Origin of the sequence: Rhodococcus sp. IEGM 1305, from assembly GCF_030058635.1 — a bacterium.
GTDB classification, from domain to species: Bacteria; Actinomycetota; Actinomycetes; order Mycobacteriales; family Mycobacteriaceae; genus Rhodococcus_F; species Rhodococcus_F opacus_D.
Map to the genome: position 1 here is coordinate 60,456 of NZ_JASHKX010000002.1, position 25,719 is coordinate 86,174.

Consider the following 25,719-nt stretch of genomic DNA (forward strand, 5'->3'; position numbering starts at 1 on the left):
AACTGTGGCGGTTCCTGAGTCAAGGAGTCCAGCGCGTGAACACGACCCTCTCCGCCCGAGCCCGAACCCTCGTCCCCGCGCTGTGCGCGGCCGCGGCTCTCGCGGCGACCCTGACAGCCTGTGGGTCGTCGGACGCCGGCACCGCCTCCGGTGACACCCTCCGCGTCGGAGTGTTCTTCCCCGGCTCCGTCTCCGACACGGGCTTCATGGAATCGGGATACCTCGGCTACCAACGTCTCGAGGAAACCCTCGGTGACCGGGTGGAACTGAGCTACGTCGAGCAGGTCGCCGCCGCCGACTACCAGCAGGCCCTGGTGCGGTTCGCGACCGCGAACGACCTCGTCGTCTCGCTCGGCGGTCAGACGGACGCCGACGTCCGCAAGGTCGCACCCCAGTTCCCCGACGTGAAATTCGTCGAGATCGGCGGACCCGCCGACGCGTCCCCGCTGCCGAACCTCGCCTACTACGACCCGCAGCAGGCGGAGGCCGAGTTCCTCAGCGGAGCGGTCGCGGCGACGGCGTCCGAGACCCCGTCCGTGTCGTTCGTCGGCGGTGTCGAACTGCCCGCCATCGTGAACGCCGCGAAGGCCTTCGGCAACGGCGCCGAGTTCGCACGGCCCGGCACCCAGGTGCTCACCCCGCAGTACCTGGGCGACTTCAACGACCCGGCCAAGGCGAAGCAGGCCGCGCTCGCCAACTACGGCGCCGGCGCAGGCGCGGTGGGGCAGATCGTGAACCTCGGCAAGTCCGGGCTGGAACAGGCCGCCGCGCAGTCGGGCGCGCTGATGGTGGGCGGCCCGATTCCCGGCGACTGCTCGAACCCCGCCTACGTCGGCTACGTGCACACCGACATCGGCAAGGAAGTGGAGTACGCCGTCCAGTCCACCCTGGACGGAACGTGGAAGGCCGAGAACGTGGCGTTCGGCCTGACGTCACCGAACGGCGGCACCGACTTCCTGCTCTGCAGCGCCGACCCCGCCGTCGCCGACGCACTCGGCAAGGCGAAGACCGCCCTGGCCACCGGTGCCGTCGAGCCCTACCGAGCGGGCTGACATGAGCACACCAGCACTGCAACTCACCGGAATCGGGAAGAGCTTCGGCGACGTCCGGGCCCTCCGCGGTGTCGACCTGTCGGTGCAACCCGGCACGGTGCACTGCATCCTCGGGGAGAACGGGGCCGGGAAGTCGACGCTCTGCAACGTGGTGTACGGCGGTCTGCGGCCGGACACCGGAACTATGACCCTGGCCGGTCGCCGATACGCGCCCGGTTCGCCCGCGGCCGCGATGGCGGACGGCGTGGCGATGGTGCACCAGCACTTCAGTCTCATCGGCACGATGACCGTCGCCGAAAACCTGCTGCTCACCGGACGGGGACTGCGACTGCGCCGCGCGGAACTGCGGACCCGCCTCGATCGACTCGCCGACGACTATCACCTGAGGATCGATCCGGACGCGCTGGTCTCCGCCATGCCGATCGGTGCGCGGCAGAAGGTCGAGATCGTGAAGGCCCTGCTCACCGACCCCGCGTTGATCCTGCTGGACGAGCCGACCGGGGTACTCGACCCCGGCGAGATCGACGCCCTGATCGAGACGTGCCAGGCCGTCGCGGCGGCGGGCAAGGCCGTCGTCCTCGTCACCCACAAACTCGGTGAGGTGGCCCGCGTCGCGGACGCCGCGACCGTACTGCGCGGGGGTGAGGTGGCAGGCGGGGGCCGCATGTCGGAGCTGACGATCCCCCAGCTGACGACGGCGATGGTCGGAAGACCGGTGTCCGAACTCGGTCCGGTGCTCGCCGCGGGAGTCGGCGCGGAGAGCGACGGCGGCGCGATGCCCGAGCGGCGGGCGACCGGCCCCGTCGTCCTCGGGCTCCGCGGCGTCCGCGCCACCCGGGCGGACGGCAGCGTCGCCCTGTCCGGCGTGGGGCTCGACGTGCGGGCCGGTGAGATCGTCGGGATCGCGGGCGTCGAGGGGAACGGGCAGAGCGAACTGGTCGCCGTGCTCTCCGGTGCCACCCGACCCGAGTCCGGCACGGTCACGCTCGGCGACGCCGACATCACGTCGGCGTCCCCGGCCCAACGCACCCGGCTCGGTCTCGGGGTGGTGCCGGAAGACCGCCACCGGGAGGCGATGGTGGCGGAACTGTCCCTGTCGGAGAACCTCTTCCTCGGCCGCCTGCACCGCTTCCGCAGGATGGGTCTGCTCGACCGCCGCCGGATGGACGCCGCGGCCGGGGACCTGATCGAGCAGTTCTCGGTACGGACACCCGGACCGGGTACATCGATGGGTTCGCTGTCGGGCGGCAATCAGCAGAAGGTCGTCCTCGCCCGCGAACTGTCGACGGAGAACCTGCAGTGTCTGGTCGCGGCGCAGCCCACCCGCGGACTCGACATCGGGGCGGTCGAATTCGTTCTGAACCAACTCCGCGGCTGCGCGTCCGCGGGAAACGGAGTCCTCGTCGTGTCCAGCGAGATCCCCGAACTGCTCGCGCTGTGCGACCGCATCTTCGTCAGCTACCGAGGGGCCCTGCTCGGGCCCGTCGACACGGCGGCGGCCACTGCGGGGCAGCGCATCGGTGAACTGATGACGGGAACGGCGGCATGACTCGACTTCGAATCTGGGTGCATCACCCACTTCCGGTGGCAATCGCCGCGATCGCGGTCGCGGGACTCGTCGGACTGCTCCTCGCCGCGGCCGCGGGTGCCACCGTGCCCGAGACCGTCGACGCGCTGTCCGAGGGGATGTTCGGCAGCAGCTACGCGATCGGAGTCTCGCTCAACACTGCCGCGGTGCTGGCTCTCGTCGCGGCCGGGTTCACCGTCGCACACAGGGCCGGACTGGTGAACGTCGGTGGCGAGGGCCAGCTGTGCGTCGGGGGCATCGCCGCGACCGCGGTCGGCACCGCTCTCGGGGAGGACACCCCCGCCCCGATCGCCGTCACCGCGGTACTCCTCGCCGCGGCCGGCGCCGGGTGGGCATGGGCCGCGATCGCCGCGTACCTGCGGGTCCGCCGGGGCACGAGCGAGATCATCACGACGCTGCTGCTGAACTTCGTCGGCCTCGCGCTGGTGCTGCTGATGGTGCACGAGCCCAGCCTCCTCCGCCAGCCCGTCACGTCGTCGGAGACACTGCCGCAGTCCGCGCCGCTGATCGAAACCGCGCACCTGCCGTTGCTGGGGATCGAGCGTTCGCCGGGGACGATCGCGCTGTGGATCGCCGTGGTCGCGGTGCTGATCGTCGGCGTGATCCTGCGCCGGACGGCGGTCGGCGTGCGACTGCGCTCCGTCGGCCTGAACCCGGACGCGTCGGCGCGGCTGGGACTGCCGGTCGGACGGCTGCGATTTCTCAGCCTGTCCTCGGCAGGCGCGTTCTCCGGGCTCGCGGGCGGGATCCTCGTCGCGACGGCGCCGTTCGTGCTCGTCGAAGGATTCTCCTCCGGCTACGGGTTCTCCGGTCTGGTCGTCGGACTCCTGGCGCGCGGTTCCATGCTCGCCGTCGGCGCCGTGTCGCTACTGCTCGGCTTCCTCGTGTCCGGTGGAATCAATCTTCAACTCGCAGCCGGTGTTCCGGCCTCGACCGTGTCGATCGTGGAATCGCTCATGATCATCCTGATCGCGGGAGCGGTGCTGTGGACCGCGACCGGCGGGAGATCGAGATCCGCGGCCGCGACGACGGCGAAGACCCACGACGTCCCCGACCTGGCTGGAGCGAAGCAATGATGAACACGGTGTCGGACATCGCCGTCAGCGGCGTGGGATTCGCACTCCCGATCCTGGTGGCCGCGAGCGGGGAACTGGTGAGCGAGCGGGCAGGCGTACTGAACCTCAGCCTCGAGGGCATGATGCTGACCGGGGCGTTCGCCAGCGTGCTCGGCGCCGTCGCCACCGGATCCGCGGTGGGCGGTCTCGCGGCCGGACTGGCGGCCGGGGTGCTGTTCGGACTGCTGCAGGCACTGCTGAGCGTCACGCTGCGGGCCGACCAGATCGTGGTGGGCATCGCGAGCAACGCCCTCGCGCTCGGTGCCACCACCTACGGTGCCCGGCTGCTGCTCGCGGACGGCAAGGGGCAGAATGCCCCAGGTTTCGCGGCACTCGAGATCCCGCTGCTGCACCGGATCCCGATCCTCGGACCGGCTCTCTTCTCCCAGACGGCTCTCGGCTACTTCTGCTTCGCGGTGGTCGGGCTGTTGGCCGTCACGCTGTCGCGCCGGACGCGGGCAGGTCTCGTCGTCGACGCGGTCGGGGAAGACGCGAAGTCGGCCGACTGGAGTGGACTGCCGGTGCGGAAGATCCGCTACCTGTGCGTGCTCGTCGCGGGACTGACGGCGGGACTGGCCGGGGCGCAGCTCGCGCTTTCCGAGGTGCGCTCGTTCAGCGACAACATGACCGCCGGAATCGGGTACCTGGCCGTCGTGGCCGTGATCGCGGGCAGGTGGCGCGCGCTCGGCGTGATCTGGGCGTCCGTGTTCTTCGGGATCGCGCAGGCGCTCCAGTTCGCGTTGCCCGCGCTCGGTGTCAGCGTCCCGTTCGCCCTGCTCGTCATGCTGCCCTACGTGATCGCGATCGTCGCGGTCAGTGGATTCATCCGCAACAGTCGCTCACCCGCAAACCTGACCGTCGCGTTCGCGCGCGCGTCCTGATCGATCTCAGCGAGGAAACTCTTGTGACACTGATCCTTTCCCATTCCGACGTGGCCGGCCTCATCGACCGCGCCGAGGTGTTCGCCGCGGTGGAACGGGCGCACGCCGACCTGGCAGCCGGGACGGCGTCCGCACCCGCCCCACCCGCCATGACCCTGCAGTCCGCGGCCTTCGTCCCGATGGTTGCGGCGGCTCAGTCGGCCGGCGCGGCCGCGGTGAAGATGCTCGTCGATCTTCCCGGCAACGCCGCCCGCGGTCTGCCCGTGCAACGCTCGGCCGTGCTCGTGACGTCCGCGGACACCGGCGAGTGCGAGGCCCTGCTCGACGGCCGCCTGATCACTGCCGTGCGCACCGCCGCCGCCAGCGCCGTGGCCACGAAACACCTCGCCCGCCGAGGCAGCCGGGTGCTGGGATTGGTGGGCGCCGGGACCCTCGCCGTCGAACACGCCCGGGCGATCACCCGGGTGTCGGACGTCGAGACGGTGCTGGTGTGGTCGCGCTCGGACGCGACGGTCGAGGAATTCCGCAGCCGAACAGAGGATCTCGGAATCTCGGTCAAGCCGATGGACTCGCCCGAGGCGGTCACCCGGTCTTCCGACGTCCTCTGCACACTCACGCCGTCGAGGGACCCGATCGTGCGGGGAGCCTGGTTCGGCGAAGGCTTGCACGTCAACGCCGTCGGTGCGCCCCCGCGCGCGGACCACCGGGAGATCGACGGCGAGGGCATGCGGCGTGCCCGGGTGGTCGTCGACTCGGTGGCCACCACCATGACCAAATCGGGGGAGACGCTGCTGGCGCTCGCCGAGGGAGCGATCACCGAGGACGACGTCGCGGTGGAGCTGGGCGACGTGATCGCGGGCCGCACCGTCGCCCGCACCTCCGATCGGGACATCACGCTGTACAACTCCGTCGGGATCGGCCTCCAGGACCTCGCCGCGGCGCGCATACTGATCGACAGAGCCCGGGAACGGGGCGTCGGAACAGAAGTGGATCTGAGTCGATGAGCCAGAGCGATGTCGACGACGCGGACCTTGCGCACCTGCGGCGAGCCATCGAACTCGCCGACGAGACGGGCGACGCGGGCAACAGACCGTTCGGTGCGGTGGCGGTCGGGGCCGACGGTCACGTGATCAGCGAGGGCGCCAACTCCGTCGCGACGTCCGCCGACGTCACCGAGCACGCGGAACTCGACGCGATCACCACCGCCTGCGGTGAGGGACGCACCGGCGACCTCGTCGGCGCCACCATGTATGCCAGCGGTGAGCCGTGCCCGATGTGCAGCGCGGCGATGGTGTGGGCCGGCATCACGCGGGTGGTCTACGCGGCGTCGTCCGCGGACTTCTCCCGGATACTCCCGGACGGTCCCCGGTTCACGCTGGGCTGCTCCGACGTGCTCGAATCCGCGAGCGTCGAGATCGAGGTCAGCGGACCGCATCTCGGCGACGAGGCGCTCGCACCGTTCCACCGTTTCCTCGACACGGACTGACCCCGAACGCCGTCAGCCCCCGGCACCGAGGTGCCGGAGGCTGACGGACGTGGGTGCCGGGACTCAGCCGAGCTGCGAGACGACCCAGTCGATGCTCTTCGTGAGCTGCGAGACGTCCTCGGGATCGATCGCCGGGAACATGCCGACACGCAGCTGGTTGCGGCCCAGCTTGCGGTACGGCTCCGTGTCGACGACGCCGTTGGCGCGCAGGATCTTCGCCACCTGAGCCGCGTCGATCTTGTCGTCGAAGTCGATGGTGCCGACCACCTGCGAGCGGTGAGCGGGATCGGTGACGAACGGGGTGGCGTAGTCGCTGGCCTCGGCCCACTGGTACAGGCGCGAGGACGAATCGGCGGTACGCGAGGTGGCCCAGTCGAGGCCACCCTTTCCGTTCAGCCAGTCGATCTGGTTGGCGAGCAGCAGCAGCGTCGCGACCGCCGGGGTGTTGTACGTCTGGTCCTTGGAGCTGTTGTCCACGGCGATGGGCAGCGACAGGAAGTCGGGGGTCCAGCGACCCGAATCCTTGATCTCCGCGACGCGCTCGAGCGCCTTCGGGCTCATCAGCGCGATCCAGAGTCCACCGTCGGCGGCGAAGCACTTCTGCGGGGCGAAGTAGTACACGTCGGCGTCGGCGACGTTCACCGGCAGGCCGCCGGCGCCGGACGTGGCGTCGATGGCGATGAGCGCATTCTCCGAGCCCGCGGGACGCGAGACGGGGATCGCGACACCGGTGGACGTCTCGTTGTGCGCCCAGCCGATGAGGTCGACGGACGGATCCGAGACCGGCTCGGGCGCACTGCCCGGGTCGGCGGAGACGACGATCGGGTCGCCGATGAACGGGTTGTTCTTCGCGACCGACGCGAACTTGGAGCTGAACTCACCGTTCGTGAGGTGCAGCGACTTCTCCCGGATCAGGCCGAACGCGGCCGCATCCCAGAACGCGGTGGTGCCGCCGTTGCCGAGCACCACCTCGTAGCCCTCGGGCAGGGAGAACAGATCGGCGAGGCCGGACCGCACGCTGGCGACGACGTCCTTGACAGGCTTCTGGCGGTGGCTGGTGCCGAACACCGAGGAGCCCACCTCGACCAGCGACTGCAGCTGTTCGGGCCGAACCTTCGACGGTCCGCAGCCGAAACGTCCGTCGGCGGGCAGGAGGTCTGCGGGGATGATCGGTGTGGAGGTCATCGCTACTTTCTGTTCCTTACTGGTTCTGGCGGGGGAGACGGTCAGCTGGTGTGGGCGATCTGGTCCCAGCCCTCGACGGATTCGGGGGTGCGGGGTGCGGGTCCGGTGTAGATGGCGGCGGGGCGGACGAGCTTGCCGAGACGCTTCTGCTCGAGGATGTGGGCGCACCAGCCGGCGGTGCGGCCGCAGGTGAACATCGCGGGCATCATGTGCGCGGGGACCTCGGCGAAGTCGAGGATGACCGCGGCCCAGAATTCGACGTTGGTTTCGATGGCCCGGTCGGGGCGGCGTTCGCGCAGTTCGGCGAGGGCGGCCTGCTCGAGGGCGGCGGCGGCCTCGTAGCGGGGGGCGTTCAGGCGTTTGGCGGTGGCGCGGAGCACCCGGGCGCGGGGGTCTTCGGCGCGGTAGACGCGGTGCCCGAAGCCCATCAGCTTTTCCTTGCGGTCGAGGATGCCCTTGACCAGGGCGCGGGCGTCGCCGGACTTTTCGGTGTCCTCGATCATCGGCAGGACGCGGGCGGGGGCGCCGCCGTGCAGGGGGCCGGACATCGCGCCGATCGCCCCGGACAGGGAGGCGGCGACGTCGGCGCCGGTGGAGGCGATGACGCGGGCGGTGAAGGTGGAGGCGTTCATGCCGTGTTCGGCGGCGGAGACCCAGTAGGCGTCGATGGCGGCGACGTGGGCGGGGTCGGGGTCGCCTTTCCAGCGGACCATGAACCGTTCGGTGACGGTCTTGGCCTCGTCGATGCGTTTCTGCGGGACGGCGGGCTGGTAGATGCCGCGGGCGGACTGGGCGACGTAGGACAGGGCCATGACGGAGGCGCGGGCGAGTTGTTCGCGGGCGGTGTCGTCGTCGATGTCGAGGAGGGGTTGGTATCCCCAGATGGGGGCGAGCATGGCGAGGCCGGCCTGGACGTCGACGCGGACGTCGCCGGTGTGCACGGGCAGCGGGAACGGTTCGGCAGGGGGTAGTCCGGGGCCGAAGCGGCCGTCGACGAGCAGGGCCCACACGTTGCCGAACGTGACGTGCTTGGAGACGAGTTCTTCGATGTCGACGCCGCGGTAGCGCAGGGCGCCGCCGTCCTTGTCGGGTTCGGCGATGTCGCTGGTGAACGCGACCACGCCTTCCAGTCCGCTGACGAAATCGTCCGGTATTGCCGCGCTAGCTGACATAGCTCGTGGACTCTCCTCGTTCGAGTGCCCCCGGTCAGAGCGGCACTGTCTCGGCGTTCGACAATTGCGCTCGGCGTGCATGCGGGATGGGCAGGCACCTTCGTCCGCGCAATCGACTTCCCTTCCCCGGGCATCGCACGATCGCGGCTGCAATCCGAGGGGACGGGTTCGGTCCCCAAAACTTTAGCCGGTGTCACCGGAGAGTTGATCAGTGCATACCCGGGAGTAGCGTTCTCGGCTGTGTCTCCAGATGCAGAACAGCCGAAACCGGTGAACAAGAACCTCGCGGCCATGCGCGTCGGTTACGCACACCAGGGCGCTGACGGACGGTACGTCGACTCCGATCTGGACGCCGACCAGCTGAGCGACGGCTGGCTTCCCCTGATGCGCGTGTGGCTCGAGGACGCCGTGGAGGCCGGGGTTCCCGAACCCAACGCGATGACACTCGGAACCGTCGACGAGCACGGACATCCGTGCACCCGCACCGTCCTCTGCAAGGGATTGAGTGCCGACGGTGTGCTGTTCTTCACCAACTACGACTCGGACAAGGGCCGCCAGCTGGAGGCGGCGCCCTACGCGTCGGTGACGTTCACCTGGGTGCCCGTCGCCCGGCAGATCACCGTCCGCGGTCCAGTCGAGCGCGTGAGCGCCGAGGTCACGGACGAGTACTGGCACAGCAGGCCCCGCGGATCCCGGCTGGGGGCGTGGGCCTCCGAGCAGTCGAAGCCGATCGGTTCGCGGGCCGAACTGGACGCCGCGCTGCTGCACGCGGCGGAGCGTTTCCCCGTCGACGTCGACATCCCGGTCCGGCCGGACTGGGGGGGAATCCTGATCCGCCCCACGGTCGTGGAGTTCTGGCAGGGCCGCGCCAACCGGATGCACAACCGAATCCGGACGTCGCTGGTCGACGGCTCGTGGACGGTGGAGCGACTGCAGCCGTGACGGCCTGGGAATAGTGAGCATGGGAAACGAGCTAAGGGAAGAATGACCGAGACCGTCACCGAGAAGAAGAAGCGGCGGCTGCTCGCCGACACGGCGCCGCTGCAGAACCGGGACTACCGCCGCCTGTGGGCGGCCGGGATCGTGACGGTGATCGGCGGGCAGCTCAGTGTCGTCGCCGTGCCGCAGCAGGTGTACGAGATCACCCGCAGCTCGGCGTACGTGGGTCTGACCGGTGTCTTCGCGCTGGTACCGCTGATCGTGTTCGGGTTGTGGGGCGGCGCGCTGGCCGACGTCATGGACCGGCGGAAACTGCTGACGATCACCACCGTCGGACTCGGTGTGACGTCCGTGCTGTTCTGGGTGCAGGCGGCGCTGGGCCTGGACAACGTGTGGCTGGTGCTCGGACTGCTGGGGTTGCAACAGGCGTTCTTCGCGGTCAACCAGCCCACCCGCAGTGCGATCATCCCGCGGCTCATCCCCGCGGAACAGCTGGCCGCCGCCAACTCGCTCAACATGACGGTCATGCAGTTCGGCGCCATCGCCGGACCGCTGCTCGCCGGCGTGATGATTCCGACGGTCGGGCTGTCGACGCTGTATCTCGTCGATTCGATCGCCCTGCTGGCCACGCTGTGGGCGGTGCTCCGGCTGCCTGCCATTCCGCCGACGGGGGAGTCGCGCCGGGCCGGGCTGCGGGAGGTGTTCGACGGGTTCGCCTACCTCGCGACGCAGAAGGTCCTGCTCGCGTCGTTCGTCGTCGACATCATCGCCATGGTGTTCGGCATGCCGCGGGCGTTGTTCCCGCAGATCGCGCACGACACGTTCGGCGATCCGGCATCGGGCGGTGTGGCGCTGGGCCTGCTGTTCGCGGCGATGTCCTTCGGCGCGGTGGCCGGTGGGGTGTTCTCCGGCTGGCTGCCGAGGGTCCGGCGCCAGGGCCTCGCCGTGATCGTGTGCATCGTGTTGTGGGGTCTCGCGATGGTCGGCTTCGGCGTCGTGGTGGGGCTCGCGTCGCCCGGCGACAGTCCGGTCCTGTTGTGGATCGCTCTCGCGTTCCTCGCATTCGGTGGTGCCGTCGACATGGTCTCCGCCGCGTTCCGCAGCACCATGCTCCAGCAGGTCGCCACGGACGAGATGCGCGGACGACTCCAGGGCGTCTTCATCGTCGTCGTGGCCGGGGGCCCGCGGATCGGTGACGTCGTGCACGGCGCGGCCGCGGCGGCGGTCGGGACGAGTGTGGCGGCCGCGGGCGGCGGCGTCCTCGTCGTCGTCGGTGTGGTGATCGCCGCGCTCGCGTTCCCGGCACTGGTGCGGTACAAGGTCACCCGCTAGGTTCCTGTGCGCCATCACATATCTCGTGCCCATCTCGGGCACACTGAAGTGCATGGGTGAACCGCAGTCTTCGAAGACGGACAGGCCTGCCACGGCCGGATTCGAGATCCGGGGAGGCGGCTACCGGGCCGGTATCGCGGCCACCGGCGCCGGACTACGGCTACTCGAATGGGACGGTCCGGAGGGGCCGATGGCGCTCACCGAGACGTGGGACATCGGAACCCGGCCACCGTTGTCGGCGGGGTTGATCCTCGCGCCGTGGCCCAACCGGATCCGCGACGGCCAGTTCGTCTTCGACGGCATCGACCATCAGCTCGAGATCACGGAACCGACATTCGGCAATGCCAGTCACGGATTCGTCCGACGCCGGGACTGGCGTGTCGTGAATCACGCCGACGACCGCATCGAGTTGTCGATCGACGTCGGCCTCCACAAGGGGTGGCCGTACCCGCTGCGGCTCACCGTCGCCTACGTCGTGGGCGACGACGGCCTGACCGTGACGCACACCGCCACCAACACGGGAGCCATCCCGGCCCCGTTCGGGATGGGCTTCCACTCCTACGTCCGCGCCGGCGACTTCCCGCTCGACGAGTGCACGCTGCGACTGTCCGCCGGCACCCGGCTGCCTCTCGACGAGCGCATGCTGCCGAGTGGGGGTTCGCAGCCCGTGGCAGGCACCGAATACGACTTCACCAGCCCGCGCACGTTGGCGGGCGTTGCGCTCGACACCCCGTTCAGTGCACTGGACGTCGACGCGGACGGCAGGTCGCGGCACGAATTGCGGGCGCCGGACGGCACTGGAACGATCCTGTGGGCGGCTCGTGAGTTCGGTTGGCTGCAGGCGTTCGTCGCGGATCCGGACGCCGGGAAGTCGTACCCGGGCCGCGGGCGGGCGCTGGCGCTCGAACCGATGACGTGCCCGCCGGACGCGTTCAACTCCGGGATCGATCAGTTGGTGCTCGCTCCGGGGCAGCAGTGGACGGGTGTGTGGGGCATGTCCGCGGTGGCGTAGCGGTTCAACTTTCGAGCATCGAGTGCCCACTTGGTGAGACGGTGTAACACCGGTCGCGGTCCGGCCGATACGTCGGGCGGGGGTTCTTCTGTCGCGGCTGCGGCGCTTTGTGTCACCTTCTGTTCTTCCCTCACCGCCTCGCGCATCGCGGTGTGCGTTCTCCGCAGTCTTCGGTATCTGTGCAGGTAACGCGGCCAGTCCAGTCTCGGGCAACTGGCCCTCACCGATTCCACTCCCGTGCCGTGCGGGCAAATCGGACACTCGCCGATCCCGTTCGGCGACCCTTCCCGGTGGTCGCCGCGCATCCCGCGGCGGACCCTGATCGCGGGCTCTGAGCGGACCCGCCTTCGGCACGCAGGCCAGAGTGGGACTAGTTTCTACCTGAATGAAGTTGTTACTCATTGGTTTGAGCTTGAGAGGGATGCTTCGTGCCTGACAATGACACAAAGCCCACGCTTACCTACCCTGGTGGTGAGCACACGATGTCCATTGCCAGGGCAACCGAGGGCAATGACGGTATCGAACTGGGCAAGCTGCTCGCCAGCACCGGGTACACCACCCTGGACCCGGGTTTCGTCAATACCGCCTCCACCAGCTCCGCGATCACCTACATCGACGGTGAGCACGGGATTCTCCGCTACCGCGGGTACCCGATCGAACAGCTGGCCGGGAAGTCGACCTTCATCGAGGTCAGCTATCTGCTGATCTACGGTGAGCTGCCCACCACGGCGCAGCTCGAGTCGTTCACCGACAGGATCCGGCGCCACACGCTGCTGCACGAGGACCTCAAGAGGTTCTTCGACGGATTCCCGCGGAACGCACACCCGATGCCGGTCCTGTCCAGCGCCGTCAACGCGCTGTCCGCGTACTACCAGGACTCCCTGGACCCGGCCGACCCGGAACAGGTCGAGCTGTCGACCATCCGACTTCTCGCGAAGCTGCCGACCATCGCGGCCTACGCGTACAAGAAGTCCGTCGGGCAGCCGTTCCTGTACCCGGACAACTCCCTGAACCTGGTCGAGAACTTCCTCCGGATGACGTTCGGCTTCCCCGCGGAGCCCTACGAGATCGATCCCGAGATCGCCAAGGCTCTCGACATGCTGCTGATCCTGCACGCCGACCACGAGCAGAACTGCTCGACGTCGACGGTGCGGCTGGTCGGCTCGTCCGACGCCAACCTGTTCACCTCGATCTCCGGTGGCATCAACGCACTCTGGGGCCCGCTGCACGGCGGCGCCAACCAGGCCGTGCTGGAGATGCTCGACGAGATCAAGGCCAGCGGCAGCAACGCGGACGACTTCGTCCGCAAGGTCAAGAACAAGGAAGACGGTGTGAAGCTCATGGGCTTCGGGCACCGCGTCTACCGCAACTACGACCCGCGCGCGGCGATCGTCAAGCAGACGGCACACACCATCCTCGAGAAGCTCGGCGGCGACGACGAGCTGCTCGACATCGCGATGGCGCTCGAAGAGGCGGCGCTCACCGACGACTACTTCGTCGAGCGCAAGCTGTACCCGAACGTCGACTTCTACACGGGTCTGATCTACCGCGCGATGGGTTTCCCCACGCGCATGTTCACCGTTCTGTTCGCCATGGGCCGCTTGCCCGGGTGGATTGCACACTGGCGCGAGATGCACGAAGATCCCGCTACGAAGATCGGCCGTCCGCGCCAGATCTACACCGGTTACACCGAGCGTGACTACAAGGACGTCACAGGTCGCTGATCGCGAATTCCTGTGCCGAACCATAGAGGCCTCACCGAGGAGGACATATGACCAAGCCCGAGATCGAGTTCCAAGACGGACCTGCCCCGACCGACCTGGTCATCAAGGACGTGGTGGTCGGAGAGGGCGCCGAGGCCGTACCCGGGGGCACCGTCGAGGTGCACTACGTCGGCGTCGAGTTCGAGTCCGGCGAGGAGTTCGACTCTTCCTGGAGCCGCGGCGAGTCCATCCAGTTCCCGCTGCGCGGCCTCATCAAGGGCTGGCAGGACGGCATCCCCGGCATGAAGGTGGGCGGACGTCGTCAGCTCACGATCCCGCCGGAGCTGGCCTACGGTCCCGCCGGCGCCGGACATCAGCTGTCCGGCAAGACGCTGGTCTTCATGATCGACCTGCTGGACGTGAAGGAATAGTCTCCCCAGCACCGAAAGCCCCGCATCACCTCACGGTGACGCGGGGCTTTCCGCTTTTCCTGCTTCCGCTTTCGGGGGCTGGTGTGTGGTGTCGGTGTGGAGTTCGACGACGAGGCGCGCGCCACCGAGCGGGCTGACCTCGAAACGTGCGCTGCCGTTGTGCAGTGCCGCCTGCTGCGCGACGAGCGCGAGGCCGAGGCCCGACCCGCTCTTCGTTGCGTTGGAACCGCGGTGGAACCGTTCGAACACCACGGCCCGTTCGGCCTCGGGCACCCCCGACCCGTTGTCGTCGACGATGACGGTGGTGATGCCGTCGGCCGCTCTCAGCGTGATCGTCACCGCGGTGGCGCCGCCGTGCCGGACCGCGTTCTTGATGGCGTTGTCCAGGGTGAGCCGCAGCCCACCGGGCATGCCCCGAACCGTCACCGGGGTCGCGTCGACGGTCACCTGCAGTCCCGGATTGTGACGCATCGCCTCCTCGGCGGCGAGGTCGCTGATGTCGACGAGGTCGCAGTCCACGAAGTCCTGGTCGGTGGACAGTTCGCCGCGGGCGAGGCGTTCGAGATCGGACAGCGTCGATTCCACCCGGTCTTGTGAGCGGGCGAGGTCGCGGAGGATCTCGTGCTGCTGCTCCGGCGTCAGGTCGAGAGTGGTGAGGACCTCGAGGTCGGTGCGCATCGCGGTGAGCGGGGTCCGGAGTTCGTGTGCCGAGACAGCCGCGAAGTCGCGTGCGGTGGCGAGCGCGGCGGTGGTCGCGTCCTGCGCCTCCGCGACGTCGCGCAGCATCGATTCCGCAGCGGAGGCCAGTTCGTCCGCCTCCCGGACACCGGAGGTCGTGGGTGTCAGCTTCGGTTCGCGGCGCACGATGCGGCCGGTCAAGTCGACCAGCGGTCGCACGGCCCGACCGCCGAACAACCAGCCGAGACCGCTGGCCGCGGCGATGGCGAGCACTCCGACGAGGGCCACCTGTCGTTGCTGCTCCGACGTCACGTCCTGGGCTTCGGCGTACGGCACGGCCAGGGAGATCCGGGTGCCGAGGAGCGGAACGGTCGCGGTGTACGCCCGGTACTTCGTGTCACCGACCTCGACGGTCTGCTGGCCCGGGTCGAGTTCGGGCAGCTGGGTGGGGGTGCTGACGAGCACGGTGTTGCCGTCGGCCGAACGGATGGTGATGGCGAACGCACCCTTGTCGCCCAGTGCCCCGAGGAACAGTCCCGCGGTGGCCGCGTTGGGAACCAGGACGTCCGACGCCGTCTCCAGCCGCCGGTCGAGTTGCGACAGGTTGTTCCGGTTGATCGCCAGCGACACCAGGATGCCGAGGGCCACGACGATGATCGTCGCCCCCAGTGCGGTCGCGGCGGCCACGCGGGTCCGGAGGGAGAACGACCGTTTCACGACGGTTCCCGGAGCACGAACCCGACTCCGCGGACCGTGTGCAGGATGCGCGGTTGACCACCGACTTCGAACTTGCGACGCAGGTAGCCGACGAACACGTCCACCACGTTGGTGTCGGCGACGAAGTCGTACCCCCACACCAGTTCGAGGAGTCGCTCACGGCTCAGGACGATGCCGACGTTGCGGGCGAGAACCTCGAGGAGTTCGAATTCCCGTTTGGTCAGCGTGACCTCCTCGCCCGCCATGAAGACCCTGCGTGCGGACGTCCGGATCTCCAGCGCACCGACGCGGATCGGTGGGGTCGCGGGCGAGTCGGCCGGCGCGGCGGCCGTCGTTCCGTGCCGCCGCAGCATCGCCCGGATCCGAGCGATCAGTTCGGCGAGGACGAACGGCTTGACCAGGTAGTCGTCGGCGCCCGACTCGAGGCCGGAGATGCGGTCGTCGACGGTGTCGCGGGCGCTGAGCACGCAGATCGGGATGTCGTTGTTCATCGCGCGCAGGGCGGTCACCACGCCGGTGCCGTCGATGACCGGCATGTTCATGTCGAGCACCATCGCGTCCGGACGTCGTTCGCTGACCACCCGGAGCGCGTCGGCGCCGTCGACGGCCGTGAGGACGGTGAATCCGGACAGCCGCAGGCCGCGTTCGAGGGACGTCCGCACGTCCTCGTCGTCGTCGACCACGAGGACACTGGCTGAGTCGGTGACGGTCACTCCTGCATTGTGCCGTGAGCGCGACCACTGAGCGTGCGGATGGCAGTTGTGAGAGCGTGTCTCGTCCGTACACTCGTTGGAGATGTTTTCTTCGCTGCAGGCATTCGAACTGACCGAAACCAACCGTGACTGGCTGATTCACCGCCCGGCCGAGATCGCGACCTACGTCGTCCTGGCGCTCGTGCTGCGTTTCGCGTTGCACCGGATGATCGACCGGATGACGCGGCCCCGGGAGCCTTCCGACAAACCGGCCATGCTCCGACCCCTGCGGGAACGCGCCCCGCGCGGCGTCAAGGAGGCAATGGTCAACGAGCGCCGCGCGCAACGTGCCCGGACGATCGGGTCCGTCCTCAAATCGACCGTGTCGATCGTGGTGCTCATCTGGGTGGTGCTCCAGGTCCTCGCCGTCCTCGGCGTCAACGTGGCCCCGTTCATCGCGTCGGCCGGTGTGATCGGTGTCGCACTCGGTTTCGGTGCGCAGAACCTCGTCCGGGACTTCCTGTCGGGCATCTTCATGCTGCTCGAGGACCAGTACGGGGTCGGGGACGTCGTGGACCTCGGCGAGGCCGTGGGAACGGTCGAGACGGTGGGTCTGCGGGTCACCACGATCCGCGACGTCAACGGCACCCTCTGGTACTGCCGCAACGGTGAGATCGTCCGCGTCGGCAACATGAGCCAGGGTTACGCGGTCGCGGTGGTCGATCTGCCGATCGCGCACGCCGCCAACGTGCAGCGGGCGTGCGAGGTGGCGCTGGAGGCCGTCACCGAGGCGGCGAAGGGTGACGCGATCGCGGCCGACGTACTCGAACCCCCTGAACTGCTGGGCGTCAACTCGGTGACCGCGGAATCGGTCACTCTGCGGATCACCGCGCGGACCAAGCCGGGCAGGCAGTGGGCGGTGCAGCGGGCGTTCGCCCGCGCGGCGCTGTCGGCGTTCGAGCACTACGACATCGACGCGCCGTACCTGTCGGTGCTGTCCTCGGCTCGCTCCATGAACTGATCGGCCCGCGCTTCGTTACCGTGGCAGGTATGGACACCGCACTCGTCTGGTTCCGGCGCGACCTCCGGCTCGGTGATCTGCCGACGCTTCACACGGTGGCCGAGTCGGGGGCGCGGGCGCTCGGGCTGTTCGTCCTCGACGACCGGCTGCTGAAAACATCGGGCGGTGCTCGCCGGGACTTCCTGTTCCGCAGTCTCGCCGCACTGGACGACCAACTCGACGGCCGGTTGCTGGTGGTGAAGGGCGATCCCGTCGACGTGGTTCCGAGGGTCGCGAAGAAGGTATCCGCCGAGGAAGTGCACGTGAGCGCCGATTACGGGCCGTACGGTCGCGAGCGCGATGCCGCCGTCGCCGAGCACGTCGATCTGGCGGCCACCGGTTCGCCGTACGCGGTGGCGCCCGGCCGGGTGACGAAGACGGACGGGGAGCCGTACCGCGTGTTCACCCCGTACTTCCGGCAGTGGCTCGAACACGGGTGGCGCGCGCCGATCGACACCGGGCCTGCGACGGTGGAGTGGGTCGACCCGGACGACGTGAAGGCGCGGCGGGTGACGATCCCCGAACCGGAATCCGACGGGTGCCCCGCGGGTGAGGCGGTGGCGCTGCAGCGGTGGGCGGAGTTCTGCGAGGACGACCTCGCCAGTTACGAGGATGCGCGGGATCGTCCCGGTCTCGACGCGACGAGCCGAATGTCGGTGTACCTGAAGTACGGCAACATTCATCCGCGGACGATGCTCCGCGATCTCGCGCGCCGCCGTAGCAAGAGCGCCGAGCAGTACCGGCGGCAGCTCGCGTGGCGGGACTTCTACGCCGACATCCTCTTCCAGCGTCCCGACAGCGCCCGCGGAAACTACGATCGCCGCTTCGACCACATCCGCTACGACAGCGGTCCCGACGCCGAGGAGGCGTACACGGCGTGGTGCGAGGGCCGCACAGGGTTCCCGATCGTCGACGCCGGGATGCGTCAGCTGAAGGCCGAAGCCTGGATGCACAATCGGGTGCGGATGATCGTCGCGTCGTTCTTCGTCAAGGATCTGCACCTGCCGTGGTGGCGGGGTGCCCGCTACTTCATGAACCAGCTCGTCGACGGGGATCTGGCGAACAATCAGCACGGCTGGCAGTGGACCGCGGGATCGGGGACGGACGCGTCGCCGTACTTCCGGGTGTTCAACCCGACGACGCAGGGGGAGAAGTTCGACCCCGACGGCGAGTACGTGCGGCGGTGGGTGCCCGAACTGCGTGGCATCCCGGGGAAGGCCGTTCACGCTCTGAAAGACGGTCGCCCCGAGGATTATCCGCCGCCGATCGTCGACCACGCCCACGAACGGCAGGAGGCCCTCGCCCGCTACGGCGAGATCAAGGCCCCGTGAGTACTTGTTAACCGCGGGCGGTTAACAAGTACTCACGGGCGCTTTGCGCATGAGGAGCCCGAGGAACGCTGCCGCGGCGAGGACGATGACGAGTCCGCCGTAGATGCGGGTGGTGTCGACGAGTCCGACCTTTCCGACGAGGTATCCGGCGATCAGTGCCGGAACGCTGTTGGCGAGGTAGGCGATCACGTAGATGCTCGACAGCAGGCCCGCGCGCTCGTGCGGTTCGGCGAGCGGCATGACGGTGCGGATGGTGCCCTGGAAGCCGGCGCCGAACCCGATGCCCGCCACCGCCGTTCCCGCGAGAATCCACAGCGCCGAGGACGTTTCGGCGCCGATCAGGGTGACGGCGACGCCGGCGACGAGGGCGGACGCGCCGACGTACAGGATGCGGCGTGCCGCCACGTTGCGCAGTAGGAACACCGCGAATGCGCCGGTCCCGGTGAGTGTCGCGACCATGACGGCGCCGATCAGCGACGTGTGGACGTCGAGCGCGTTGCGGGCGAGCGAAGGTCCGAGTGACAGGTAGAAGCCGCCCAGCGCCCACACGGCGACCAGGCAGGGTCCGGTGAGGACGAGCATGCCCAGTGCGGTGGACGGGACCGCGAGCGTCGGCCGCATCGATGCCAGAGCCCCCCTTTGCCGGACCGCAGTCTCGGGTGCGGCCCAGATGCCGAGGATCTCGAGGAGGAACAGCGCGAAGAACACCAGGAACACGGTGCTGGTGGGCAGGGGAAGGTGCTCGCTGATCAGGCTCGATCCGATGGCGCCCAGTGCGAGGCCGACGGTGGGCGCGATGCTGTTGACGGTGGCGCCGCGTCCGGGCGTGCGTTCGAGGTCGAGGAGTGTGGAACCGAGTGCGCTGATCGCGGCGCCGGTGGCGAAACCCTGCACGACCCGGGCGAACAGCAGGAGGCCGATGCCTTCGGCCGTCGCGAACATGATCATCGAGGCGGCTTCGACCACGAGTGCCGTGATCAGCACGGGCCGACGGCCGACGTAGTCCGAGAGCGACCCGACGGTGAGCAGCGCCAGCAGCAGACTCACGGCGTAGATGCCGAAGACCAGGGTCGACTGCAGCGACGAGAAACCCCAGTTCGACTGGTACACCTCGTACAGCGGGGTGGGTGCGGCAGACGCGCCGAGCAGGGTGGCGATCACGACCGCGACGAGCGTGAAGGCGGCTCCTCGGCGCAGTGCGGGTCGAGACGTCGGTGGTGCTTCGGGCGCGGCAAGCGTCGTCATGGCGTACTCCCGGAAACATTAATGCAAAAGGTTTGCGTTAATGGACGCTACGCCGCCACCATTCTTAATGCAACGTCTTTGCGTTAGCATGGGGGCATGAGTCCGGCTCCAGGTCCACGCCCCGGTGGTCGCAGCGCCCGCATCCAGCAGGCGGTGCACGCGTCCACGCGCAAACTTCTCGACGAGCGCGACCGTGCGGACATCACCGTCCCGATGATCGCCGCCGACGCCGGGGTCACCCCGTCGACCATCTACCGGCGCTGGGGCGACATCACCGAATTGTTCGCGGACGTCGCGCTCGAACGTCTGCATCCCGACGCGCCCCCCCGTGAAACCGGCAGTGTGCGAGGCGACCTCGTCGCCTGGGCGCAGGACTACCTCGAGGAGATGTCCTCGCCGGTGGGGCGGGCGGCACTGCGCGACGTCGTGATGAGCGCCGACACCCTCAGGTCCGAGGACGGCACCAATCAGTTCAAGTGCGCGACGTTCTGCCGCACCCAGATCGAGACGATCCTCGGACGCGGCGAACCCGTGCAGGGCGTGGTCGAGCACGTGATCGACCACGTCGTGGCGCCGATCATCTACCGCATCCTGTTCGACCTCGACCCCCTCGAACCGGACCGCGTCGAGGAACTGGTGGATCACGCACTCGACGCGGCCGTCCGGGTCTGAGAGGTCAGCCGCCCAGCTGCTTCTTCAGCGCGTCGAGCACGGCGACGTCCTCGATGGTGGAGGGCACCGTGTACTCCTCGTGGTCGGCGATCTGCCGCATCGTCTTGCGCAGGATCTTGCCCGAGCGGGTCTTGGGCAGCGCCTGCACGACCGTCACGTCGCGGAACGTGGCGACGGCGCCGATCTGCTCGCGCACCATCGCGACCAGTTCGTTGCGGAGTGTCTCCGGGTCGATCTCGACCCCGGCCTTGAGTACCACGTAACCGCTGGGCCGCTGGCCCTTGAGTTCGTCGCGGATCCCGACCACCGCGCACTCGGCGACCGCGGGGTGTCCCGCGACCACCGCCTCCATGCTGCCCGTCGAAAGCCGATGTCCGGCAACGTTGATGACGTCGTCGCTGCGGCCGAGGACGAACACGTACCCGTCCTCGTCGATGTAACCGGAGTCGCCGGTCAGGTAGTAGCCCTCGAATGTGGCGAGATACGACCGTACGTACCGCTCCGGGTCGCGCCACAACCCGGCCAGAGTGCCCGGGGGCAGCGGCAGTCCGATCACGATGTTGCCCTCGGCCCCGGCGGGAACCGTGTTCCCTTCGGCGTCGACCACCTGGACCCGGTACCCGGGTACCGGGACGGTGGGGGAGCCGGCCTTCAGCGGCATCGGTTCGAGCCCGCGCAGGTTGGCGCAGATCGCCCAGCCGGTCTCGGTCTGCCACCAGTGGTCGACGACGGGACGGCCGAGGACACGGGTGGCCCACGCGTACGTGTCGGGGTCGAGGCGCTCGCCCGCCGCGAACAGCGTCTTCAGGGAGGAGATGTCGTACTTCTCGATCTCCTTCGCGTCGGGATCGGCCTTGCGGACGGCGCGGATCGCGGTCGGGGCGGTGAACAGCGCCGACACACCGTGATCGGAGATCACCCGCCAGAACGCGCCCGCATCCGGGGTCCCGACCGGCTTGCCCTCGTAGAGCACGGACGTGGCACCGGCCAGCAGCGGCCCGTAGACGATGTACGAGTGCCCGACCACCCAGCCCACGTCGGACGCGGTCCACCACACGTCGCCCGCGCCGATATCGTAGATGTTGCGCATCGACCACGTGAGCGCGACGGCGTGCCCGCCGTTGTCGCGGATCACGCCCTTCGGCTTCCCGGTGGTGCCGGACGTGTAGAGGATGTACAGCGGGTCCGTCGCGGTCACCGGAACCGGTTCCACGGGTGCCGCATCCGCCATCAGCGCGTCCCAGTCGAACCACGCAGCCCCGTCACCCCGGTAGTCGGCGGCCGAACCGGGGACCTGCTCCCGGTCCTTGACGATCACCGTGTGCGGAGGGGTTCCGGACAACTCCAGCGCCTTCGCCACCATCGGCAGGTAGTCGACGGTGCGCCCCGGCTCGAGGCCGCCCGACGCCGTCACCAGCACCACCGGCCCGGCGTCGTCGATGCGGGTCGCGAGTTCCTTCGCAGCGAAACCACCGAACACCACCGAGTGCACGGCGCCGATGCGGGCGCAGGCCAGCATCGCGATCGCCGCCTCGGGGATCATCGGCATGTAAACGATCACCCGGTCACCGGCCACCACACCCTGGTCCTTCAGGACGCCGGCGAACCGGGACACCTCGTCGAGAAGTTCTGCGTAGGTGTAGGTGCGGGATGCAGCGGGGGCCATCGCCGAGTCGTAGATCAACGCCGCCCGGTCCCCGTTGCCGTCCCGCACGTGCCGGTCGAGGGCGTTGAAGCAGGTGTTCAGCGTCGCGTCCGGAAACCACCGGTACATCGGGGCGGCGGAGTCGTCGAGCGCCTGCGTCGGCGGCGTCACCCACTCGACGGCCTCGGCGGCGGCGAGCCAGAAGTCCTCGGGACTGTCGGTGCTCCGGCGGTACACCTCGGCGTAGTTCTGGCCATGGTTGTCGCTCGAAGGCGGAGTCCCCGGGGAGCTCATCGATGCACATCCTCTCGTCGTCGTGTGACCCGCAACACCCTATGCGACGTCGGCGCGCGATGATGCGGTCAGAGGCCGAGGGAACCGGCGATCATCGGCCAGGAGTTGTGCAGGTCGTCCTGCCAGTAACCCCACGAGTGGGTGCCGGTGGGCCGGAAGTCGTACGTGGCCGGGATTCCCAGCGCGTTCAGTCTGTCGGCCAGCCGATGGGTGCACTCGTTGGTTCCGGCCTCGATGATGCCGCCGATGATCACCTGGTTAGCCAGCGTGCCCACATCTCCGTTGATGTCCGGGCCGTTGAGGTTCTCGTGGACGCCGGGCAGCCCGGTGGCGTTGCTGATGTACAGGTCGATGCCACGCAGCTTCTCGGCGTTGACGACGGGGTCGTTGGCCACCCACGCGGGGTCGTCGGGCGGTCCCCACATGTTCTCGACGTCGCCGCCTCGGAAGCTGACGACGAAGGTGACGTAGTCCCGGCCCGGTTTGGTGCTCGTCTCGGCGCACCCGCTGAACGCGCCGACGGCGCGATACAGCGACGGGGCCGCCTCGGCCAGGCTCAGGACGGATGTGCCCGACATCGACAGACCCGCGATGGCATTCTCACCGTTCGTTCCGAGTGTGGCGTCGACGATCGGGGGAAGTTCCTCGGTGAGGAAGGTGGTCCACTTGTTCACGCCGAGGACGGGATCGGGCTTCTCCCAGTCGGTGTAGTAGCTGTACGCCCCGCCGACGGGAGTGACGACGTTGACGTTCTTGTCGGCGAAGAAGTCGACCACGTCGGTCCTCGCCTGCCAGGTTGCCGAATCCTCGCCGCCGCCGGCGCCGTTGAGCAGATACAGGGTCGGCCGGGGCACGCTCGTGTCGGCGGGGCGGATCACCTCGAGGAGAATCACTTTCTCCATCGCCGCCGAGTAGACGTACATGTTCAGTTGACGGTCGTCGATCTCCTCGATGTGGTCGAGGACGGATCCGTCTGCCGACGCCGGCTTGTCGGCGGGAAGGGCCCGCCACTCGTCCGCCGACGCCGCTGCCACCTGACCGAACATGGCCGACGACGCAACGACGGCAACCGCCAGGAGTGCCCGACAGTGTCCGATCGCGCTCATAGCCGCTCCTCGTGCTTTTCTGCGGTGCCCGACAACCGTCCGGTGAATACTCAGAACATTGCCCCTTCACGGTAACCGGCAAACATTCCCCGGGGCGGCTGAACGGACACCGGACTTCGTCGCGACGTCGGCCCTATCGTGGAAGCATGACGCTGCTCGCCGAAGACCTGCTGTTGCTGCTGCTCGACGACACGTCGGGAAAGCCCGTCGTCGACGGGACCCGGATGCCGCGCGTCCTCGCCGGCGCCGTTCTTCTGGAACTGGCTCTGGGCGACGTCGTCACCCCGGCCGAACCCGGCGAGGACGTGAAGAAGGGGCGTCTCGTCGTCCGGGACGGAGCGTGGCCGCAGGATCCGCTGCTCGCGCGGGCCGTCGACCTCATCGGTACGTCCAAGCCGATGAAACCGGAAGCAGCCATCGAGAAGCTCGCCAAGAACCTGCGCGACGAACTCGTGAAGCGCATCGTCGACGCGGGATGGGTCCGCGAGGAGAAGGGCAAGGTGCTGGGCATCTTCCCCACCACGCGGTGGCCGGAGGTCGACGGCAGCCACGAACGCGCGCTGCGGTCCGAACTGAGCGCCGCACTCCTCGACGGGGTCGCCCCCACTCCACGCACCGCCGCGCTCGTCTCGCTGCTGTCCGCCGTCGACGCGGCCCCGAAGCTGTTCCCGGACGCCGATCGTCGCGCCGTGAAGAAACGGGCGAAGGAGATCGCCGAAGGGGACTGGGCAGGCGCTGCCGTGCGCAAGTCGGTCGAGGCCGTCAACGCCGCAATCATCGTCGCCGCCACCGTGCCTGTCATCGTGGCGGGGAGTGGCTAGGCGTTGGGCTATTCTTCGGGGTCTTGTGGAGCGCAAGGGATTTCGCTAGGGTAGAACACATGTTCGATACGGGGGTATTCGATCGGGGGGTTCGCGAGACAGTCTGCTGTCTCGTCGACGGGGAATCCGATGTGGGTCTGGTCGTGTTGATGACCGACCTGCATCGCAGTGAATCGGTGGTGGCCGAACGGAAGCTGGCGGTCATCGCCGAGCTTTTCGTGCGCCGCACTGCCGAGGTCGAGTCCGACGGGGCGTGGACGTCGACCGCGCACGAAGTCGTCGAGGCCGAGATCGGTGCCGCGCTCACCATGGGCCGTGCGGCGGCGGGTCGGCTGATCGGTCTGGGTATGTCGCTACGCACCCGGTTGCACGCCACACGCGAGGCCATGGCACGCGGTGATCTCGACATGTACCGGGTGCGCCTGATCGAGGACGCGACGGCAAACGTCAGCGATGACCAGATCGGCGAGGTCGAACATCAACTCCTCGAACAGGTTCTGGTCCCACCGCGCTCCGGTGGAACCGGGTTGACCGGCCGCAGGCTGACGAATGCCGCCAACCGCATCATCGCAAGGCTCGACCCGGCAGGGGTGCGGGCCAAGCGGGAGAAGGCGCAGGCAGACCGGTTCGTCCGAGTCAGCGCGGCCGAGGACGGCATGTGCCGAATCCTCGGATCCATCCCTGCGGCGCAGGGTCGCGCATTCGACGCGAGATTGCGTGAACTGGCAAACACTGTGTGCCCGAACGACCTTCGAACGTACGAACAGAGGCGGGCCGACGGATTGTCCGCGCTCATCGACGGGGTCGGGTTCGTGCACTGTGAATGCGGGCGGGTCGATTGTGGCCAGGACTCCCGCATCGCGACGACCGCGCGCAAGCCCCTCGTGCACCTGATCATGCTCGACTCCACACTTGCGGGCGACGACGAACCGGCCTACCTCGACGGCTACGGAATCGTCGCCGCGGCGCACGCACGCGAGATCGCGGCCGTCGCGGAAGTCGAACCGGTGCGGGCACCGAGCTCTGTCGTCCCGACCACGTACCGTCCCGGCACCGTGCTCGACACCTGGATGCGGGTGGTGGCCGGCGGGTGCGAATGGTTGCACTGCGATGTAGCGGCCTGGAACACGGACCTCGATCATCATCGGCCGTTCGACCATTCCGATCCCGCGGCCGGAGGTCCGACAGTGGCCGGGAACATGACTGCTTACTGTCGAAATCACCACCGGCTCAAACATTCCGGTCACTGGAGGGTGACCGCTGGCGGTGGAATCGAGTTGGTCGCGCCCACCGGTCACCGATACCGACCGCGGCCGTCGGGGCTCCTGGGTGCCGGAAGTGACCCGGCCGCGGCCGCGAGTGGCCATGCCAAGACCGCGGCCCGCCGCCGCACCCGTGCGCAGAACACCGCTGCCCGGATTCGGGCGGAGCGCCGCCGACGGCAGGCACACCTGGATGCGGTGCGGCACCGGTCGCCCGGTGCACGTGCATCCGAGGCCTACGCGACCGACGAACCCGCGCCGTTCTGACCGGCGGTGCTCCGGGCCCACCGCCTGCGCGCC

23 protein-coding genes are annotated in these 25,719 nt (G+C 68.6%); 16 read left to right on the top strand and 7 right to left on the bottom strand.

The annotated features are described in order from the left end of the window. Window positions 1–35 precede the first annotated feature (35 nt). From QM693_RS04155 to QM693_RS04180, 6 genes are read left to right on the top strand one after another with little or no spacing between them, the layout of a single operon-like run. Entirely contained in the window at window positions 36–1,052 is a 1,017-nt protein-coding gene (locus tag QM693_RS04155) for a BMP family protein (RefSeq protein ID WP_283351509.1), read from the top strand. A gap of 1 nt (window position 1,053) precedes the next feature. Beyond that, entirely contained in the window at window positions 1,054–2,601 is a 1,548-nt protein-coding gene (locus QM693_RS04160) for an ABC transporter ATP-binding protein (protein WP_283351510.1), read from the top strand. Then, window positions 2,598–3,716, top strand: coding sequence for an ABC transporter permease (locus QM693_RS04165; RefSeq protein WP_283351511.1), 1,119 nt, complete (start codon window positions 2,598–2,600; stop codon window positions 3,714–3,716). Before QM693_RS04160 ends, QM693_RS04165 begins: the two co-directional genes overlap by 4 nt. After that, window positions 3,713–4,636, top strand: a complete 924-nt coding sequence (locus QM693_RS04170; RefSeq protein ID WP_283330746.1) for an ABC transporter permease — start codon at window positions 3,713–3,715, stop codon at window positions 4,634–4,636. The genes QM693_RS04165 and QM693_RS04170 overlap by 4 nt, the downstream gene beginning before the upstream one ends. Window positions 4,637–4,659: 23 nt before the next feature. After that, window positions 4,660–5,640, top strand: coding sequence for an ornithine cyclodeaminase family protein (locus QM693_RS04175; protein WP_283351512.1), 981 nt, complete (start codon window positions 4,660–4,662; stop codon window positions 5,638–5,640). Next, window positions 5,637–6,122, top strand: coding sequence for a nucleoside deaminase (locus QM693_RS04180; protein WP_280778597.1), 486 nt, complete (start codon window positions 5,637–5,639; stop codon window positions 6,120–6,122). Before QM693_RS04175 ends, QM693_RS04180 begins: the two co-directional genes overlap by 4 nt. A 63-nt stretch (window positions 6,123–6,185) precedes the next feature. On the opposite strand, the gene serC is transcribed toward QM693_RS04180, so the two are convergent. Together serC and QM693_RS04190 are read right to left on the bottom strand one after the other, a co-directional pair. Continuing rightward, complete coding sequence (gene serC / locus QM693_RS04185) at window positions 6,186–7,307, bottom strand: phosphoserine transaminase (protein ID WP_280778596.1); 1,122 nt, start codon at window positions 7,305–7,307, stop codon at window positions 6,186–6,188. A gap of 41 nt (window positions 7,308–7,348) precedes the next feature. Continuing rightward, a complete protein-coding gene (locus tag QM693_RS04190; RefSeq protein ID WP_280778595.1) occupies window positions 7,349–8,479 on the bottom strand; it encodes a citrate synthase 2 in 1,131 nt (376 codons plus the stop codon). A gap of 270 nt (window positions 8,480–8,749) precedes the next feature. On the opposite strand from QM693_RS04190, the gene pdxH reads away from it, so the two are divergent. The 5 genes from pdxH to QM693_RS04215 all read left to right on the top strand — a co-directional run bounded on the left by pdxH (window position 8,750) and on the right by QM693_RS04215 (window position 13,896). Further along, window positions 8,750–9,421 (top strand): pyridoxamine 5'-phosphate oxidase, encoded by a 672-nt coding sequence (pdxH, locus tag QM693_RS04195; protein WP_283351801.1) that lies wholly within the window; start codon window positions 8,750–8,752, stop codon window positions 9,419–9,421. A 42-nt stretch (window positions 9,422–9,463) separates the two neighbouring features. Then, window positions 9,464–10,750 carry an MFS transporter gene (locus tag QM693_RS04200; protein WP_283330749.1) on the top strand — a complete coding sequence of 429 codons (1,287 nt, stop codon included), beginning with the start codon at window positions 9,464–9,466 and terminating at the stop codon, window positions 10,748–10,750. A 52-nt stretch (window positions 10,751–10,802) separates the two neighbouring features. Next, window positions 10,803–11,762 carry an aldose 1-epimerase family protein gene (locus QM693_RS04205; RefSeq protein ID WP_283351513.1) on the top strand — a complete coding sequence of 320 codons (960 nt, stop codon included), beginning with the start codon at window positions 10,803–10,805 and terminating at the stop codon, window positions 11,760–11,762. A gap of 428 nt (window positions 11,763–12,190) precedes the next feature. Then, a complete protein-coding gene (locus tag QM693_RS04210; RefSeq protein WP_005244092.1) occupies window positions 12,191–13,486 on the top strand; it encodes a citrate synthase in 1,296 nt (431 codons plus the stop codon). 47 nt (window positions 13,487–13,533) lie between these two features. After that, window positions 13,534–13,896 (top strand): FKBP-type peptidyl-prolyl cis-trans isomerase, encoded by a 363-nt coding sequence (locus QM693_RS04215; protein ID WP_280778592.1) that lies wholly within the window; start codon window positions 13,534–13,536, stop codon window positions 13,894–13,896. Window positions 13,897–13,926: 30 nt separating this feature from the next. Here QM693_RS04215 and QM693_RS04220 read toward each other — a convergent pair whose 3' ends face one another. Beyond that, a complete protein-coding gene (locus QM693_RS04220; protein ID WP_283351514.1) occupies window positions 13,927–15,291 on the bottom strand; it encodes a sensor histidine kinase in 1,365 nt (454 codons plus the stop codon). Next, window positions 15,288–16,004, bottom strand: a complete 717-nt coding sequence (locus QM693_RS04225) for a response regulator transcription factor (protein ID WP_005263316.1) — start codon at window positions 16,002–16,004, stop codon at window positions 15,288–15,290. Before QM693_RS04225 ends, QM693_RS04220 begins: the two co-directional genes overlap by 4 nt. Window positions 16,005–16,086: 82 nt before the next feature. Here QM693_RS04225 and QM693_RS04230 point away from each other — a divergent pair, with 82 nt between their 5' ends. Both QM693_RS04230 and QM693_RS04235 read left to right on the top strand, forming a co-directional pair. After that, window positions 16,087–17,004, top strand: a complete 918-nt coding sequence (locus tag QM693_RS04230; protein ID WP_105414289.1) for a mechanosensitive ion channel family protein — start codon at window positions 16,087–16,089, stop codon at window positions 17,002–17,004. 29 nt (window positions 17,005–17,033) lie between these two features. Further along, window positions 17,034–18,374 carry a cryptochrome/photolyase family protein gene (locus QM693_RS04235; RefSeq protein WP_283351515.1) on the top strand — a complete coding sequence of 447 codons (1,341 nt, stop codon included), beginning with the start codon at window positions 17,034–17,036 and terminating at the stop codon, window positions 18,372–18,374. Window positions 18,375–18,395: 21 nt separating this feature from the next. On the opposite strand, the gene QM693_RS04240 is transcribed toward QM693_RS04235, so the two are convergent. Further along, window positions 18,396–19,619 carry an MFS transporter gene (locus QM693_RS04240; protein WP_283351516.1) on the bottom strand — a complete coding sequence of 408 codons (1,224 nt, stop codon included), beginning with the start codon at window positions 19,617–19,619 and terminating at the stop codon, window positions 18,396–18,398. 96 nt (window positions 19,620–19,715) lie between these two features. Between QM693_RS04240 and QM693_RS04245 the strand changes: the two genes are divergently transcribed. Beyond that, window positions 19,716–20,291 carry a TetR/AcrR family transcriptional regulator gene (locus QM693_RS04245; RefSeq protein WP_280778586.1) on the top strand — a complete coding sequence of 192 codons (576 nt, stop codon included), beginning with the start codon at window positions 19,716–19,718 and terminating at the stop codon, window positions 20,289–20,291. A gap of 4 nt (window positions 20,292–20,295) precedes the next feature. On the opposite strand, the gene QM693_RS04250 is transcribed toward QM693_RS04245, so the two are convergent. Then, window positions 20,296–22,230, bottom strand: coding sequence for a propionyl-CoA synthetase (locus QM693_RS04250; RefSeq protein ID WP_283330755.1), 1,935 nt, complete (start codon window positions 22,228–22,230; stop codon window positions 20,296–20,298). A gap of 68 nt (window positions 22,231–22,298) precedes the next feature. Then, entirely contained in the window at window positions 22,299–23,336 is a 1,038-nt protein-coding gene (locus QM693_RS04255) for an alpha/beta hydrolase (RefSeq protein WP_283330756.1), read from the bottom strand. Between the two features lie 146 nt (window positions 23,337–23,482). Between QM693_RS04255 and QM693_RS04260 the strand changes: the two genes are divergently transcribed. Both QM693_RS04260 and QM693_RS04265 read left to right on the top strand, forming a co-directional pair. Further along, window positions 23,483–24,157, top strand: coding sequence for a GOLPH3/VPS74 family protein (locus tag QM693_RS04260; protein ID WP_283351517.1), 675 nt, complete (start codon window positions 23,483–23,485; stop codon window positions 24,155–24,157). A gap of 59 nt (window positions 24,158–24,216) precedes the next feature. Further along, on the top strand, window positions 24,217–25,686 hold the full coding sequence (locus QM693_RS04265; RefSeq protein ID WP_502942586.1) for an HNH endonuclease signature motif containing protein: 1,470 nt from the start codon (window positions 24,217–24,219) through the stop codon (window positions 25,684–25,686). Window positions 25,687–25,719 lie beyond the last annotated feature (33 nt).

Bases quoted from the DNA above. Each gene is read 5' to 3' on its own strand.
- QM693_RS04160 (WP_283351510.1), top strand. From the start codon at position 1,054: ATGAGCACACCAGCACTGCAACTCACCGGAATCGGGAAGAGCTTCGGC.
- QM693_RS04165 (WP_283351511.1), top strand. From the start codon at position 2,598: ATGACTCGACTTCGAATCTGGGTGCATCACCCACTTCCGGTGGCAATC.
- QM693_RS04170 (WP_283330746.1), top strand. From the start codon at position 3,713: ATGATGAACACGGTGTCGGACATCGCCGTCAGCGGCGTGGGATTCGCA.
- QM693_RS04180 (WP_280778597.1), top strand. From the start codon at position 5,637: ATGAGCCAGAGCGATGTCGACGACGCGGACCTTGCGCACCTGCGGCGA.
- serC (WP_280778596.1), bottom strand. From the start codon at position 7,307: ATGACCTCCACACCGATCATCCCCGCAGACCTCCTGCCCGCCGACGGA.
- QM693_RS04190 (WP_280778595.1), bottom strand. From the start codon at position 8,479: ATGTCAGCTAGCGCGGCAATACCGGACGATTTCGTCAGCGGACTGGAA.
- QM693_RS04200 (WP_283330749.1), top strand. From the start codon at position 9,464: ATGACCGAGACCGTCACCGAGAAGAAGAAGCGGCGGCTGCTCGCCGAC.
- QM693_RS04205 (WP_283351513.1), top strand. From the start codon at position 10,803: ATGGGTGAACCGCAGTCTTCGAAGACGGACAGGCCTGCCACGGCCGGA.
- QM693_RS04215 (WP_280778592.1), top strand. From the start codon at position 13,534: ATGACCAAGCCCGAGATCGAGTTCCAAGACGGACCTGCCCCGACCGAC.
- QM693_RS04230 (WP_105414289.1), top strand. From the start codon at position 16,087: ATGTTTTCTTCGCTGCAGGCATTCGAACTGACCGAAACCAACCGTGAC.
- QM693_RS04235 (WP_283351515.1), top strand. From the start codon at position 17,034: ATGGACACCGCACTCGTCTGGTTCCGGCGCGACCTCCGGCTCGGTGAT.
- QM693_RS04240 (WP_283351516.1), bottom strand. From the start codon at position 19,619: ATGACGACGCTTGCCGCGCCCGAAGCACCACCGACGTCTCGACCCGCA.
- QM693_RS04245 (WP_280778586.1), top strand. From the start codon at position 19,716: ATGAGTCCGGCTCCAGGTCCACGCCCCGGTGGTCGCAGCGCCCGCATC.
- QM693_RS04250 (WP_283330755.1), bottom strand. From the start codon at position 22,230: ATGAGCTCCCCGGGGACTCCGCCTTCGAGCGACAACCATGGCCAGAAC.
- QM693_RS04255 (WP_283330756.1), bottom strand. From the start codon at position 23,336: ATGAGCGCGATCGGACACTGTCGGGCACTCCTGGCGGTTGCCGTCGTT.
- QM693_RS04260 (WP_283351517.1), top strand. From the start codon at position 23,483: ATGACGCTGCTCGCCGAAGACCTGCTGTTGCTGCTGCTCGACGACACG.
- QM693_RS04265 (WP_502942586.1), top strand. From the start codon at position 24,217: ATGTTCGATACGGGGGTATTCGATCGGGGGGTTCGCGAGACAGTCTGC.